The sequence below is a fragment of the Amycolatopsis rubida genome, from assembly GCF_900115345.1.
Lineage (GTDB): Bacteria > Actinomycetota > Actinomycetes > Mycobacteriales > Pseudonocardiaceae > Amycolatopsis > Amycolatopsis rubida.
Genome location: NZ_FOWC01000005.1, coordinates 144,570 through 158,130 on the forward strand (window position 1 = coordinate 144,570; position 13,561 = coordinate 158,130).

Sequence of the window (13,561 nt, forward strand, 5' to 3'; positions counted from 1 at the left end):
TCCTCCTTGAGCGGTCAGCTGGGTGGCGTGGGGTTCCCCTGCATGGCCTCCCACACCCGGCCGGGGGTGAGGGGCATGTCGGCATGACGCACGCCGTAGGGCTGGAGCGCGTCGAGCACGGCGTTGACCACCGCGGGCGGCGAGCCGACCGTGGAGGATTCGCCGACGCCTTTGGCTCCGATCGGGTGGTGCGGCGAGGCGATGTAGGTCGCGCCGGTCTCCCAGTCGGGGACCTCCAGCGCGGTCGGGATGAGGTAGTCCATCAGCGAACCGGCGAGGCAGTTGCCGTCCTCGTCGTAGCCGACGTACTCCATCAGCGCGATCCCGACGCCGTCGGTGAGCCCGCGGTGCACCTGCCCCTCGACCACGGCCTCGTTGATCCGGGTGCCGCAGTCGTCCACCGCGATGAAGCGGCGCACGGCGACCTTGCCGGTGCCCGGGTCCACGTCGACCACGCACAGGTAGGCGCCATAGGGGTAGGTGAGGTTCTCGGGGTTGTAGGAGACGCTCGCTTCGAGGCCGCCCTCCAGCGGCTCGCCGTCGGGTCCGGCCGGCAGGTCGCGGGCGCCGTACGCGCGGGCCGCGACCTCCGCGATGGTCACCGCCGTGCCAGGGTCGCCCTTCACCCGGTAGGCGCCGTCGGCCCACTCCATGTCGGCCACCGCCGCCTCCAGCACGGACGAGGCGAGCAGCCGGCCCTTCTCCCGCACCTTCCGCGCGGCGAGCACGGCGGCGGCACCCGAGACAGGGGTCGACCGGCTGCCGTAAGTGCCGAGCCCGAACGGCGTCAGATCGGTGTCGCCGTGCACGACGTCCACGTCGTCGACCGGGATTCCGAGTTCCTCGGACACGATCTGGGCGAACGTGGTCTCGTGGCCCTGGCCCTGCGACTGCACCGAGATCCGGACCACCGCCTTGCCGGTCGGGTACACCCGCAGCTCGCAGCCGTCGGCCATGCCGAGGCCCGCCATGTCCATGTCCTTGCGCGGACCGGCCCCGACCGCCTCGGTGAAGAACGAGACGCCGATCCCCATCAGCTCGCCCCGCGCCCGGCGCTCGGCCTGTTCGGCGCGCAGCTCGTCGTACCCGGCGATCCGGACCGCCTCGGCCATCGCGGCCGGGTAGTCCCCCGAGTCGTAGACCCAGCCGGTGCGGGTGGTGTAGGGAAACGCGTCGGGCCGGATGAAGTTGCGGCGCCGGAGCTCGACCGGATCGATGCCCAGTTCGCGGGCGAGCAGGTCGACCATCCGCTCGACGAGGTACACCGCCTCGGCGATCCGGAACGAGCAGGCGTAGGCCACCCCGCCCGGCGCCTTGTTGGTGTGCACCGCCGTGACCGCGCAGTGCGCGGCCTCGATGTCGTAGCTGCCGGTGAACACCCCGAAGAACCCGGCGGGGTATTTCGTCGGCGTCGCGGCCGCGTTGAACGCGCCGTGATCGGCCAGCACCTGGCTGCGCAACCCGAGGATCCGCCCGTCGCGGGTGGCGGCGATCTCGCCGCGCATCACGTAGTCGCGCGCGAAGGTCGAGCTGACCAGATTCTCGGTGCGGTCCTCCATCCACTTCACCGGACGGCCGGTGAGCATCGACCCGACGATCGCGCACAGGTAGCCCGGATAGATCGGGACCTTATTGCCGAAACCGCCGCCGACATCGGGCGAGATCACCCGGATCCGGTGTTCCGGCAGCCCCGCGATGACGGCGTAGAGCGTGCGATGGGCGTGCGGTGCCTGGCTGGTGGACCAGAGAGTGAGCCGCCGGTCGATGCGGTCGTAGTCGGCGACCGCGCCGCAGGTCTCCATCGGTGCCGGGTGGATCCGCGGGTAGACCATGTCCTGGGCGAGGGTGACCTCGGCCCGTTCGAACACCGCCGCGGTGGCGGCGGCGTCGCCGCTCTCCCACTCGAAACAGAGGTTGTCGGTGCGCCCTTCGACGTCGTCGCGGACGAGCGGCGCGCCGGGGGCGAGGGCGGTGCGGGCGTCGACGACCGGCGGCAGGACGTCGTACTCGACTTCGATCAGCTCCAGCGCGTCGCGCGCGGAGTACCGGTCCTCCGCCACGACGAACGCGACTTCCTGGCCCTGGAACCGCACCTTGTCGGTCACCAGCACCGCCTGCGTGTCCGCGGACAGCGTCGGCATCCAGGCGAGGCCGCGCTCGGCGAGGTCGGCACCGGTGACGACGGCCTTCACCTTGGGATGCGCCTGCGCGGCGGTCGTGTCGATGCTCGCGATCCTGGCGTGGGCCACCGGTGCCCGGAGCACCGCGAGGTGCAGCATGCCCGGCAGCTGGACATCGTCGACGTACGTGCCGCGGCCGCGGACGAAGCGCGGCGCCTCCCGCAGCGTCCGCCTCCCGAACCCGTGTTCCGCTGGATCGAGGGCGGCGCTCATGTCGCGGTCCCGACGACAGGCCACGGCAGGTCCGGTTCGGGCACGACCTCCGGGTGCTCGGCCGCCCAGCGGACCGACCGGACGATGCTCGCGTAGCCGGTGCACCGGCAGATCTGCCCGGAGATCGCCTCCCGGATCACGGGCTCCTCCGGGTCGGGGTCGCGGTCGAGGAGGGCGCGCGCGGTCATCAGCATCCCGGGCGTGCAGAAGCCGCACTGGAGCCCGTGGCATTCGATGAAGCCCTGCTGGACGGGGTCGAGGAACCCGTCGCGTTCGAGATCCTCGACGGTGCGCACGTCATGCCCGGAGGCCATCGCGGCGAGCACTGTGCACGACTTGACCGGCTCGCCGTCATAGAGCACGACGCACGTGCCGCAGTTGCTGGTGTCACAGCCCCAATGCGTGCCGGTCAGGCCGAGCACGTCGCGCAGGAAGTGGACCAGCAGCAGCCGCGGCTCCACCTCGCGGACGACGTGTTCGCCGTTGACCGTGATTCCCACCTGCATCGTCAGGCCCTCCCCTCGGCCCTGGCGAGGATCCGGTCGCGGGCGGTCGCGAGCGTGCGGCGGGTGAGCTCGGCGGCGAGGTGGCGCTTGTACGCCGCGCTGCCCCGGCTGTCGGTGACCGGCTGGCAGCTCTCGGCGGCGATCCGGCCGGCGATGTCGAACGCCCCGGCGTCCGGCTCGCTCCCCCGCAGCGCGGCGGAGATCTCGGGAATGCCGGTGGTGCTCGGCCCGACCGCGGCGAGCCCGACCCGCGCGTCGGCGATCCGGCCGTGCCGGTCGAGCCACAGCGCGGCGCCCGCGGCGGTGACCGCCCAGGCGCCCGAGCGGAGGTCGACCTTGGCGTAGGCGTTGCTGCCGCCCGGGCGGATCGGGAGCCGGACCTCGATCAGCATCTCGGCCTGGCCGACCGCGGTCTCGTAGGGCCCGCGGTAGAACTGCTCCATCGGCACGACCCGGTCGCCCCGCGAATCCCGGATCACGCAGCTGGCGTTCAACGTCGTGCACACCGACAGCAGGTCCTCGGCCGGGTCGGCCTGGCACAGCGCGCCGCCGAGGGTGCCGCGGTTGCGCACCGGCGGGTCCGCGATGACCCGCTCGGCGTCGCGGAAGATCGGGAAGTGCTCGTGCAGCTCGTCCGATTCGAGCAGTTCGCGGTGCCGGGTCATGGCCCCGATCCGGACCTGCTGCCCGACCCGCCGGACGTAGCCGAGCTCGCCGTGCAGGTCGTTGATGTCGACGAGGTATTCCGGGTTGGCCAGCCGCAGCTTCATCATCGGCAGCAGGCTGTGCCCGCCCGCGATGATCCGTGCCTCGCCGCCCAGCCGCTCCAGCAGCCGGATCGCGTCGGCCGCGCTCGTCGCCCGCTCGTATTCCAGTGGCGCCGGGACCTGCATGTCCACCTCCGTTCCGCAACCCGCTCGAAGCGTTCGACCGGGCTTTGTGACCGTACGCTCGGGCGGGTCACTCCGGTCGTGCGTGGATCGGGCCACTGGTGACGCCGAGGCTCACGGCGGCGCCGTCGCACTGAGCCGCGATGATCTCGGCGGCGATCGAGACAGCGGTCTCGGCGGGGGTGCGGGCGCCGATGGCGAACCCGATCGGGCTGTGCAGCCGGGCGAAGTCGGTCTCGGCGGCGCCGGCCTCGCGCAGCCGGCGAAGCCGGTCCTCGTGCGTGCGCCGCGAGCCCATCGCCCCGAGGAAGCAGCCGGCCGGCATCCGGAACGCCTCCATCAGGACCGGCACGTCGAACTTCGGGTCGTGGGTGAGCACGCAGACGACCGTGCGGTCGTCGACGCGGCCCTCGTCGATCTCGCGGGCGAGGTACCGGCTCGGCCACTCGACGACCAGTTCGTCGGCGTCGGGGAACCGGGCCCGGGTAGCGAAGACCGGCCGCGCGTCGCAGACGGTGACGTGGAAGCCGAGCAGCTTGCCCTGCCGGGCCGTCGCCGCGGCGAAGTCGATCGCACCGAACACGAGCATTCGCGGTGCGGGGGCGTACGAGGCGACGTACACCTCGATGCCCTCGCCCTGCCGCTCCCACCCCGGGCCGTACTCCAGAGTGGTGTTGAGGCCCGCCGCGAGCAGCCCGCGGGCGTCGGCGGCCACCAGGCGGTCGACTTCCGCGGCGCCGAGGCTGCCCTCGGCCGAACCATGGCGTACGACGAGACGCCGGCCCACCTGCCGCGGATCGGGGTGCCGGATGACCGTGACCGTCCCGACCGCCCGCCCCGCCGCGATGTCGTCGGCCACCCCTTCGAGTTCCGGGTAGCGCGTGCGGTCGACCGGCTCGACGAACACGTCGAGAATTCCGCCGCAGGTGAGGCCGGCCTCGAACGCCTCGTCGTCGCTGACCCCGTAGCGCCGCAGCACCGGGACGCCCGTCTCGACTACCTCCGCGGCGAGTTCGTAGACCGCGCCTTCGACACAGCCGCCGGATACCGATCCCACCGCCGCGCCGTCGGCCCGGCGCAGCAAGGAAGCGCCCACCGGACGTGGTGCCGACTTCATAGTGCGCACGACAGTGGCCAGACCGGCTGCCCGGCCGGCTCGCCAGTCCTCGACGAGTTCGGGCACGACTTCCTGCATGCTGCGATCGTGACGGCCGCCACGCCCCCTTTCAACGACGACCTCAGCATTTACTGAATCCGCCGCCCGAGCCTCCGGCGCGGACCCGCGAACGGGCACGCGTCACTGCGCGCCGGGCGTGAGATCCGCCGGAGTGGCGCCTTCGCGGAGCGGGACGGTGTCGAGCCATCCGCAGCGGGGTTCGCCGGGCGGCCGGTCGAATTCCGCGACATACGGTTTGAGGTCGATGACCGGCGTGCCGTCGACCAGATCGACGCCCGCGAAGCGCACGTTCCGGCCGGTGACGTCGAGAATCCGGACCAGGCTCAGCCCGATCGGGTTGACCCGGCGCGGCCCGCGGGTGGCGAACACCCCGATCTGCCGCGGCGTGGGCCGCAGCAGGAAGGGCACCTGGGTCATCGGCGGCGGGCCGCCGGGATCGTCATTGCGGTGCAGCCAGCTCAACAGCCAGGCGTAGTCGAAGCCGTCGAGGTCGGCGAGCCCGGCGGCGTAAGGCTCGGCGATTTCGAGGACGCCCTCCTCGGCACGGTTGAGCGCGGCCTGCACCGGCGTCCGGTCCCGCCGCCGCCGGGGCGTGCGGACGACCCCGATCGGCTCCAGCGGGCAGCTCACCGGCCCGCCCGGGCGAGAGGGGTCCCGACGAGGTGCACGGGGTTGCGGATCGACATCGAACCTCCGTTTCGCGAACGTGCGCCCAGGATAGGGCTCGCGACAGCGGGAGCAACGCGGCGCGGCCGTCTCGGCGGCGCCGGGCAGGGACGACCCCGCGCTGCTTCGCGTTCATCAGGTTCCCGGCGGCTTCCCCGCGCCCGGGCATGCTCGGCAGCTTCCCGGAGCCTCGGTTCGCGGTCGCCCGGCCCCTGTCGCTCCGGGGGACACAGCACCGGATTCCTCCACTGAGCGAGCCGTTCCCCCGCGCTTCGTGAACGCGGGGCGGTCGCACCCCGCGCCTCTTCAGCACCTCCCGGAACGGACCGGTTCGCGATTCCGGTTGCTTGCCGCCCAGCCACGGAACCAGGACGGTCCGTTCCTCCGGGTTCGAGGTCGCGGCCCAGACCCGCTCGACCTCGGCCACCGGCACCGCCCGGGGGCCGCAGGGAGCCCTTGGCGATCTCCCCGGCGAGGGCAGGCAGTTCGGCCAGGATTCCGCGCAGGCCCACCGCACCCTGGTCGCTGCCGACGATCTGCAGGCCCGACGCGCGCAGAGCGGCCGACGGAACCGGTGCCTCCGCTCCCGCGACCGAGCCGATCTGCACCCAGGACAACGGTTTTCCGCGATCGGCGCGGCCGGTCACGACCGCCGCGGGCTTGCCCCAGAGGTAAGCGACCTCAGCGTGCTGCCCTGGCAGCGGGAACCCGACACCGCCTGGGCGCGGGAAGGCAAGCGCCGCCGCGCGGGCCCCGGTGTCCTGGCCCGCCGCCGAGGGCGACCGGGTCGCCGGCTTCAGCCTGCGGCGCGTGCGCGAGGCCGGAATCCCGGCCCGGCGACGAGCCTCGAAAGCCGGGACCGCCCTGCTCGACCGCTGGCTGCTGGTCCAACGGGACAACGAGAAACCCGCCACGCCCGCGCACCTGTGGCTGGCCAGCCTGCCCGGCACCGCCCGCCCCGCCCTCCAGCGCCTGGTCCGGCTCGCCAAAACCCGCTGGGCCGTCGAAACCGGCTACCGCGAACTCAAAGACACCCTCGGCATCGACCACTTCGAAGGCCGCACCTGGCCCGGCTGGCACCGCCACGTCACCCTCGTCACCGCAGCACTGCTCTTCCTCGCCGAACACCGCGCCCGCACACCAAAACACGCGGCCCCGGCCTGACACTCGGACAGACCGCCCTGCTCCCGCAGAACCTGCTCACCAGCTGGACCGGGGCCTGCGCGCTATGCCAACAACAACCCCCACCCGGACAAAGCCCTATCAGATTCCCTCAAGGGCCCTCACGGAGCGTCCGCACCGCGTGACGTCGACGGCGCCGTCACGGCATCTGGCTGGGTACGAGGTTGCGTTTCGGTGTGCAGTCACACGGACGCGCCACCCGAGGCTGCGCCCGGCGTCTTCCCCTCAGCGGGAAGATCCGGGCAGGGGGTGGGAAATGGCACGCTTGGCCGGCAAACCGGGAACGTGGTTGTCGGTGGCCGTCGCGGTGGCGCTGGCGGCTGTCGCACTGGTGGTGCTCGACGGCCGTCCGCCGCCGGACGGAAAGCCGCTGCCCTCAGCGGCCCCGCCGTCCCGGGACGCGGCGTGGATGCACAGACTGGCACCGGGCGAGAAGCCGCCGCAGTTCGTGCTGTTCTCCTTCGACGGCGCGGGATCCCACGAGCATTGGCGACGCGTGCTGCCGCTGGCGAAGTCCGTGCACGCGCACTTCAGCGGGTTCCTGTCGGGCATCTATTTGCTGCCCGATTCCCAGCGGGACCGTTACGCCGGGCCGGGGCATCGGCCGGGCAAGGCGTCGATCGGGTTCGGCGGTTCCGAGGACGACGTGCGCACGCTCGTGGCGGACCTGAACACGGCCGTGGACCAGGGCGAGGAGATCGGCACGCACTACAACGGCCACTTCTGCACCGGCTCCGAGCCGAGCGTCGGACGCTGGAACACGACCGCATGGGACAACGAGCTGCGGCAGTTCTTCGCTTTCGTCGACGCCGCACGCGCCGGACGCGGTCTGCGCGTCGACCCGGCGACGATCAAGGGCGGCCGCACCCCGTGCCTGGAGGGCGATTGGGCCCAGGCGTTCCCGGCGATGCGCCAGGCGGGGCTGCGCTACGACTCCAGCCAGCCCTCGGACGGGGTGAGGTGGCCGGCCCAGGCGAACGGCATCTGGGAGTTCTGGATGCCGTATGTGAAGGTTCCGGCGCTGCACAAGAAAGTCATCATGATGGACTACAACCTGTGGTTCCAGTTCAACCACGCGCGGGAGGACAGCTCCCGCACCGCGGAGTACACCCAGGACACTTTGGACACCTACCGCGGAGCCTACGAAGCGGCGTTCACCGGCAACCGCGCACCGCTGGTGGTGGCCAACCACTTCAACGACTGGGCGGGCGGCGCCTTCGCGAAGGCCACGGAAAGCTTCATGGGCGAGGTGTGCGTCAAACCGGAGACCGTGTGCGCCACCTACAGCGAGGTCATGCGGTGGATGTCGCTGCAAGACCCGGCCACGCTGGACAAGTACCGTGCTATGCCCGCGGCACAACCCTGACCGGACCGGGCAGCCGCGCGCTGACGGTACGGGCGGGGTCGGCTTCCTCTCCTCGCGCGCCGCTCCGCAGCCGCCGGAAAGACCGCCCGTCAGGAAGCGCTCAGGGCACCATCGGGATGGCCCGGTGACACGCTTCGTCCCTGCTCAGGCGAAGCGGCGGCGTCGAGCGCGAACTCGGCCCAGACTGTCTTGTGCCGCGGGAAACTGCGGACCCCCCAGCACGAGGCGAGCCGATCGACCAAGACCAGCCCCCGTCCGCCGGTGTGGTCAGGAGACCGCAACCTGGGCATCGCGGACGACGCGTCGTCGACCTCGATCCGGAACACGCCGCGCCCATGATCGGCGGTCAGGCGGCACTTCGCCGGGGCCGCCCCGTGCCGGCAGGCGTTGCCGGCGAGCTCGTCGGCGACGAGGACCGCGTCGGAAGTCAGGAAACCGTCCCGGCCGGCCAGCAGCCGCTGAACCGCGCGGCGGATCTCGCGCAGCGACGTCGGCCCCAGATCACAACAGAATTCCACGGACAACGACTCGCGGTCTGCGGTGCGGGGAATGCGTGCCAGCATATTTCACCCACCCTCGACTATCGCGGCAGACACCAGGACGTGCAGCGAATCGCAAAGTACCCGAGCGGCGGCGAAGGCAAACAGACGAGCCAGCCCGTGGCTGGTCTTCCCCTCCAGGTCTTGATCGAACTCCTGGAAGACCCGACCGCGCCCGCCGAAGCGGCATCACGACCATGTCCGTCACCGGCGCACGATGGACGCCGCGTACCGCGCCTGCCACGGTCAGGCTTGGCACGAAGCTCCCCCGGCACAGCTCACGGCCTGGACCGAACGCGCTGCTGCGACCCGAGCCGCCGCCGCTGTATACACCCGGCCAATGCCGCAGTTCAGCCCCGATCGACCTTGATTCCGGCACCCCGGCGGCTGGCTCCAGCGACTGCACAATGCGAGCCCGCGACCAGCAAAAGCGCTATTTTGCCGGCCGCAGTCACGTGGCTCGGCTTTGCTCATCGGCAGGACATCCCCGAGTGCGGGATGCATCACCGGATTCCTCCACTGAGCGAGCGCTTACAATGAAGCCCGACGGGCGGACTCACCGGCCGGCGCGGGACTAGAGGAGGATCGCCGGATGACCACGCTCTCGGCCGACCTGTGGCCCGACGTGCAGCCTGAGACCGCGCGCCGGCTGATGCTCGCCGGGGTGGAGTCGTTCGCCGAGCGCGGCTACCACGCCACCACCACGCGGGACATCGCCGGCGCGGCGGGGATGAGCCCGGCCGCACTGTACGTGCACTTCCCCTCCAAGGCCGCGCTGCTTTTCGCGATCAGCCGCAACGGTCACGAGCAGACGCTCGCCCTCGTCGAGGACGTCCTCGGGCGCGTCACCGGCCCGATGGAGCGGATGCGGTTGCTCGTCGAGGATTTCGTCGCCTGGCACGCGCGACGGCACACCGTCGCGCGGGTCGTGCAGTACGAGCTGAATGCGTTGCCGGAGAAGGAATACCAGATCGTCGCGCAGCTTCGGCGGAAGATCGAGCAGCGCGTGCGCGAGGTGATCGCCGACGGGGTCGAGTCCGGCGCGTTCACCGTCGGCGACGTCGGGATCGCGGCGCGCGCGGTGCTGTCGCTGGGCGTCGACGTCGCGCGCTGGTACAGCGAACGGACCCGGCAGACGCCCGCCGAACTCGGCAAGGAGTACGGCGAACTCGTCCTCCGCATGCTCGGCGCGAGTTAGACCGCCAGCACCAGCTTGCCCCGAGCCTGCCGCGACTGGCTCAGTTCGAGCACGGCCCGCCCGTCGTCCAGCGGGAAGACCCGGGACACCGGAATCGAAAACCGTCCTTCCGCCGCGGCGAGCCACGCGAACTCGCCGGGAATGTCGTAGCGCGGCTGAGCGCCCGAACTGACAAATGGTCTGGACCCCGGGCTAGTCCGAGCCGAGGTCGGGCGTCAGCATGACCGTGCGGACGAGTTCGGCCACCTTGCCGCTGAACGGCGCCGCGGCCAGCACGCGATCGACCGGCCAGCGCCGTCACGCGTTCGGCGATTCCGTCCCGGTAGCCGGTGACTTCCGCACCGGCCGAGCGAAGCGCAGCGGCGTGCGTTTCGCCCGCGGTGACGATCACACGCGCCCCGCGCAGGAGCGCGATCTGTGCCGCGGCGAACCCGATGGTGGTGCACGAGCAAGGTGCCGGAGCCGAGTGCGTTCAGTGCCGCGTAAGCCGTTCCGACTGTCATCGGCAAAGCCGCTGCGTGCGTCCGGCCGGGGGAACCACGTGTCGGGCAGCGCCTGCTCAGACGCCCCGGTGAACGGCGCGGTGCCGAAAACCAGGTCGCCAGCCTCGACTCCAGTCACGCCTTCGCCGAGCGCGTCGACCGTGCCGGACACCTCCAGGCCGATCCCCCGCGGCAGGTCACCGGCGAACAGGCCCTCGCACAACGCCCAGTCCGCCGGGTTCACGCCGCATGCCTGGACCGCAGTGCCGTAGGGTGCGCATCTGGCTGTCTCCTCGTGAGTGATGACAGCATCTGCTGTCATCACTCTGGCCGCGTAGCGCGATGGGAGGGCAACACCCGGAACCGGCTCAAGCAGGCCGCGCTGGCGTTGTTCGAGGAACAGAGCTACGACAGTCGCGCAGATCGCACAGCGCGCACCTCGTCGAGCCGTCGTTCTACCGCTGGTTCGCGGACAAGCGGGAAGTGCTGTTCGGCGGCAGCCAGCACCTGGAAACCGAATTCGTCACCGCGACCGGCGCCGTCCCGCCCGCGCTGCCAACGCTGCTGGCCGCCTTCGCCGCCGCACGTATTCCGTCCACGCGAATTCCTGCTGCGCCGAGCGACGGTGATCGCGGCCAATCCGGGGCATTGACCCCGAAACAGCCCGGCTGGCCACCGAACGCTGAATGACTGAGGAACACCGTGCCGGCAGCGGTTTTCCCGAGGCACGGTCAGCTGCCGTCGCGGATTTGCTCGCCGTCGCCACCGGCGGAATTCCGGCCTGACGTCGCCCGCGCGAATCGTTCCGCGATGTGCTCCAGCCGGTCCAGCAATTCCGGTGGCGCGTCCTCCACCACGAAGTCGAATTCCCACTGCGCCAGGTAGAACGGAATGTAGTCGAAGGTTTTCGCACCGGTGCGCAACCGGCAGGTTTCGTCGTCGATCGGCTCGATCACCGCAGTTGTCGGGGCAACCCGCGCCGCCAGCGCTTCCGCCGGAGCCGACACGCGCAGCGTCACGATGTGCGGATACGGCGCGGTCGCGATCCGGCTCGACACATAAGCGGCCAGGTCTTCGGCCGGCGGTTCCCTTGGCGTGAAACGGAAACTCGGCGTCGGAAGACCGTCGATGCGGTCCAGCCGGAAGGTGCGCCAGTCGTCGCGGCCGAGGTCCCACGCGACAAGGTACCAGCGCCAGCCGGTGTGTACGAGCCGCAACGGTTCCACGTCGCGCTCGGCCACGTCGCCCGCCTGAGTGCCGTAGGTGAACCGCAGCCGTTCGTTGTCCCGGCAGGCCGCGGCCACCACGGTGAGCAGCTCCGCGTCGATCATCGGCCCGCGTCCCGGCATCCGGACCAGCGCCGAGTCCATCGCCCGCACCCGGTGCCGCAGCCGCGCGGGCAGCACCTGTTCGAGCTTCGCCAACGCCCGCACGGACGTCTCCTCGATGCCCGACACGGTGCCGTTCGCCGCCGTGCGCAGGCCGACCGCCACCGCGACCGCCTCGTCGTCGTCCAGCAGCAGCGGCGGGAGCGCCGCGCCGGAGCCCAGCCGGTACCCGCCCGCGGCCCCGGGCGTCGCGTGCACCGGATAGCCGAGCTGCCGCAGCCGTTCGATGTCGCGGCGGATCGTCCGGATGTCGACCCCCAGCCGGCCCGCGAGGTCCGGACCAGGCCAGTCGCGGCGCGCCTGCAGCAGCGAGAGCAGGCGCAACAGGCGTTCGGAGGTTCCGTACATGCCGAGCACTCTGCCACGCTTCGCGGACAGCTCCGGCCCTCGATCGCCGGGACCTCGCCGCGCCGTGCGAAAGTGACGCATGCTCGACGACCTGCTCGCTGTCGCCCGCGAAGAGGCGGAAGCCGGAAAAGCCGAGGGCGGCGTGCCGATCGGCGCGGCCCTGTTCGACCGCGACGGGAAGCTGCTCGGCCGCGGCCACAACCGCCGCGTCCAGGACGGCGACCCGTCCCTGCACGCCGAAACCGCCGCGTTCCGCGCCGCAGGCCGCCGCCCGCACTACCGCGACACGATCATGGTCACCACGCTGTCGCCGTGCTGGTATTGCAGCGGGCTGGTCCGGCAATTCGGCATCCCGCACGTGGTGATCGGCGAATCCCGCACCTTCACCGGCGGCCACGGCTGGCTCGCCGAACACGGCGTCCGCGTCGACCTGCTCGACGACCCCGCCTGCGTCGCCCTGATGACGGAATTCATCGAACGGGCACCGGCCCTGTGGTTCGAAGACATCGGCGAACCGACGTAACTCAAGCCAGCGGCGAAAACTCCGTCGGCAGCGCGATGATCGAGTCCGCGTCGAGAATCTCCTCCGGCGCACCCGGCGGCGGCCACATTCCCTTCGCGTAGAGGTCCCGGCGAATCGCGAGCCGTTCGTCCAGGCTCGCGAACGGCCAGATCTGGATGATCCGGTCCGGCCCGTCGAGCGCGTACATCACCACAGTCAGCGGATCGAGCACATGCCGCGCGGGCAAGGCTTCGCGCCAGCCGCCGATCGTCGCGGTCAGCCCGCCCGGACGGAGGTGGTAGTCGCGGATCTCGTACACCGAACCGTACTTTCCCGGCCGCACCGGCGGAACGAACGGGAACGGCGCGAAACTCCGCAGCGACAGATCTGTCAAATAGCCGCCGCCGAACGGCTTACGGCTGTGGCGGGCCCGCATCCGTTCCTCGTCCAGCGCTTGCTGATTCTCGAATCCGCGCAGCACGACCAGCCTGCCGAGCGGGCCGTTCTCCGTCTGCCAGCAGCCGAGCAGTTCGCCGTGCCCCTCGACCCACGGCAGCACGCCCTCGGCGGCTTTCGGCCCGTCGAGCAGCTGGAACGACAGGATCGCCAGCTCGTACCGGACAGCCTGCTGCTCCGGGGCGACGTCGGCTCCGCTGATCCGGACCGGTTCGGTCATGACGCTCCCGTTCGTTCGAGGATCGGCCGCTCCGGGGGCGCCGACGACCGGGGCGCCATTCCAGCGTGACACAGCGGTCCGGCGGCGCACGCCGGACGGTTTCGCGCCCGCGTCGTTTGCCCTCCCGTCCCCGCACGGCTTCCCGATAGTCCCGCTCACCGGCACTCCCGAATATCCCCGGCGACCTCGACACCCTCAGTGAGGTTTTTTCCCACTCCCGCCCCTGTCTTGACACGTCTCAATGGTCT

Annotated in this window: 14 protein-coding genes; 5 read left to right on the forward strand and 9 right to left on the reverse strand. The window is 71.2% G+C overall.

From position 1 onward, the window contains the following. Nucleotides 1-14: 14 nt before the first annotated feature. From BM362_RS21195 to tsaA, 5 genes are all read right to left on the reverse strand, one after another. On the reverse strand, nucleotides 15-2,393 hold the full coding sequence (locus BM362_RS21195; RefSeq protein WP_043833807.1) for an aerobic carbon-monoxide dehydrogenase large subunit: 2,379 nt from the start codon (nucleotides 2,391-2,393) through the stop codon (nucleotides 15-17). Beyond that, a complete protein-coding gene (locus tag BM362_RS21200) occupies nucleotides 2,390-2,899 on the reverse strand; it encodes a (2Fe-2S)-binding protein (protein WP_043833808.1) in 510 nt (169 codons plus the stop codon). The genes BM362_RS21195 and BM362_RS21200 overlap by 4 nt, the downstream gene beginning before the upstream one ends. Before the next feature lie 2 nt (nucleotides 2,900-2,901). Beyond that, nucleotides 2,902-3,792 (reverse strand): FAD binding domain-containing protein, encoded by an 891-nt coding sequence (locus BM362_RS21205; protein WP_043833840.1) that lies wholly within the window; start codon nucleotides 3,790-3,792, stop codon nucleotides 2,902-2,904. Between the two features lie 67 nt (nucleotides 3,793-3,859). Next, nucleotides 3,860-4,984: an XdhC family protein gene (locus BM362_RS21210; RefSeq protein WP_093574295.1), complete on the reverse strand. Its 1,125-nt coding sequence runs from the start codon at nucleotides 4,982-4,984 to the stop codon at nucleotides 3,860-3,862. Nucleotides 4,985-5,086: 102 nt separating this feature from the next. After that, the gene (gene tsaA, locus BM362_RS21215; RefSeq protein ID WP_043833810.1) at nucleotides 5,087-5,596 is read right to left on the reverse strand and encodes a tRNA (N6-threonylcarbamoyladenosine(37)-N6)-methyltransferase TrmO; all 510 of its coding nucleotides are present in this window, start codon (nucleotides 5,594-5,596) and stop codon (nucleotides 5,087-5,089) included. A 792-nt stretch (nucleotides 5,597-6,388) separates the two neighbouring features. Between tsaA and BM362_RS50625 the strand changes: the two genes are divergently transcribed. Together BM362_RS50625 and BM362_RS21225 are read left to right on the forward strand one after the other, a co-directional pair. Further along, the gene (locus tag BM362_RS50625) at nucleotides 6,389-6,796 is read left to right on the forward strand and encodes a transposase (protein ID WP_093574296.1); all 408 of its coding nucleotides are present in this window, start codon (nucleotides 6,389-6,391) and stop codon (nucleotides 6,794-6,796) included. A gap of 274 nt (nucleotides 6,797-7,070) precedes the next feature. Continuing rightward, nucleotides 7,071-8,180 carry a polysaccharide deacetylase family protein gene (locus BM362_RS21225; RefSeq protein WP_093574297.1) on the forward strand — a complete coding sequence of 370 codons (1,110 nt, stop codon included), beginning with the start codon at nucleotides 7,071-7,073 and terminating at the stop codon, nucleotides 8,178-8,180. An 89-nt stretch (nucleotides 8,181-8,269) separates the two neighbouring features. Here BM362_RS21225 and BM362_RS21230 read toward each other — a convergent pair whose 3' ends face one another. Continuing rightward, the gene (locus tag BM362_RS21230; protein WP_093574298.1) at nucleotides 8,270-8,743 is read right to left on the reverse strand and encodes an ATP-binding protein; all 474 of its coding nucleotides are present in this window, start codon (nucleotides 8,741-8,743) and stop codon (nucleotides 8,270-8,272) included. Nucleotides 8,744-9,311: 568 nt separating this feature from the next. Here BM362_RS21230 and BM362_RS21235 point away from each other — a divergent pair. Then, entirely contained in the window at nucleotides 9,312-9,917 is a 606-nt protein-coding gene (locus tag BM362_RS21235; protein WP_067579077.1) for a TetR/AcrR family transcriptional regulator, read from the forward strand. Nucleotides 9,918-10,304: 387 nt separating this feature from the next. Here BM362_RS21235 and BM362_RS49140 read toward each other — a convergent pair whose 3' ends face one another. Continuing rightward, nucleotides 10,305-10,643, reverse strand: a complete 339-nt coding sequence (locus BM362_RS49140; RefSeq protein WP_244287228.1) for an alcohol dehydrogenase catalytic domain-containing protein — start codon at nucleotides 10,641-10,643, stop codon at nucleotides 10,305-10,307. 239 nt (nucleotides 10,644-10,882) lie between these two features. On the opposite strand from BM362_RS49140, the gene BM362_RS21245 reads away from it, so the two are divergent. Further along, the gene (locus BM362_RS21245) at nucleotides 10,883-11,089 is read left to right on the forward strand and encodes a hypothetical protein (protein WP_093574299.1); all 207 of its coding nucleotides are present in this window, start codon (nucleotides 10,883-10,885) and stop codon (nucleotides 11,087-11,089) included. A gap of 41 nt (nucleotides 11,090-11,130) precedes the next feature. Here the strand turns inward: BM362_RS21245 and BM362_RS47555 are convergent, their stop codons facing one another. After that, nucleotides 11,131-12,135, reverse strand: a complete 1,005-nt coding sequence (locus tag BM362_RS47555) for a helix-turn-helix transcriptional regulator (protein WP_093574482.1) — start codon at nucleotides 12,133-12,135, stop codon at nucleotides 11,131-11,133. Between the two features lie 79 nt (nucleotides 12,136-12,214). Here BM362_RS47555 and BM362_RS21255 point away from each other — a divergent pair, with 79 nt between their 5' ends. Continuing rightward, entirely contained in the window at nucleotides 12,215-12,658 is a 444-nt protein-coding gene (locus BM362_RS21255; RefSeq protein ID WP_067579083.1) for a nucleoside deaminase, read from the forward strand. A 1-nt stretch (nucleotide 12,659) separates the two neighbouring features. Here BM362_RS21255 and BM362_RS21260 read toward each other — a convergent pair whose 3' ends face one another. Continuing rightward, nucleotides 12,660-13,313, reverse strand: coding sequence for an NIPSNAP family protein (locus BM362_RS21260; protein WP_093574300.1), 654 nt, complete (start codon nucleotides 13,311-13,313; stop codon nucleotides 12,660-12,662). Nucleotides 13,314-13,561: the final 248 nt, after the last annotated feature.